This window comes from Frankia gtarii (assembly GCF_025403375.1).
Taxonomy (GTDB): domain Bacteria; phylum Actinomycetota; class Actinomycetes; order Frankiales; family Frankiaceae; genus Frankia; species Frankia gtarii.
In genome coordinates this window covers 1-969 of the sequence record NZ_JAMPTM010000571.1, presented here as the reverse complement: position 1 = coordinate 969, position 969 = coordinate 1, and the positions used below count along the sequence as shown (strand labels likewise).

Below are 969 nucleotides of genomic sequence, written 5' to 3'. Positions count from 1 at the left end.
GTCCACCCCGGCCCCGTCACGATCGCCGGGCGTCCAGTTCCCCTCCGGCGGCTACCTCGGGATGGGAGCGGTCGCTCTGCTGGTGGTCGCGCTGTTCTCCGTGCGGCTGTGGCGCCGCCGGCACTACGTCCCCGGCAGCGGTGTCCGCGACGACCTCGACGAGGCGCCGGTCATCCGCCAGCTCGCTGTCGCCTACAACACGGCCACCGCCGAACGTGACGCCGACGGCGAGCTGGTCGTCGTGCGCCCGCCGGGCGACCCGCACGTCACCGGCCGCCGCCACGCGGCAGCCACCGCCACCGCCCACACTGCCCCCTCCGGCACCCGGGTCGTCGGCACGACCGGCGACGGCCAGCCGCTGGCGCTCGACCTGGCCGCCACCCGCGGCCTCGGGCTGATCGGACCCGGTGCGGACGCCGCGATCCGCGCCCTGCTCGTCGCGCTGCTCGCCGATCGTCACCAGCCCGACGCCGCCCCCGTCGAGATCCTCGTTCCGGCTGCGGATGTGCGGCGGATGCTGGGCGAGGACACCACCGCCGCGCCGCCGCAGCGGCTGCACGTCGTCGCCGACCTGGCCACGCTGCTGGACCGGCTGGAGGCCGACGTCGTCACCCGGGCCCGGCGGGCCGCGGCCGGGGAGGACCCCCGCCGTGCCACCCTGGTCGTCGTCGCGGCCCCTGACCAGACGTCGGATCGCCGCCTTCAGGCCGTGCTCGACAACGGCTCCCCGCTCGGTGTCGTCGGCATCCTGTACGGGCAGTGGCGGCCTGGAGCGACCGCCCGGGTGCGGCCAGACGGGGTGGTCGGCGCCGCGAGCCCCGACATCGCCGCCGCCCTGACAGGCAGCCGACTGTTCACCCTGCCCGAGACCGACACCGCCCAGCTACTCGACCTGCTCACCGACGCCGACGCGCCAGCCGCCAACCAGGAGGAATTCCGGCGGGCAAACCCTACCCAGGGGCCCCCGCC

The 969-nt window shown here is 76.3% G+C and carries 1 pseudogene; it reads left to right on the top strand.

Annotated features, from left to right (window positions below):
• Positions 1-61: 61 nt before the first annotated feature.
• Positions 62-969, top strand: a pseudogene (locus NBZ83_RS32350) (BTAD domain-containing putative transcriptional regulator); the annotation flags it as partial.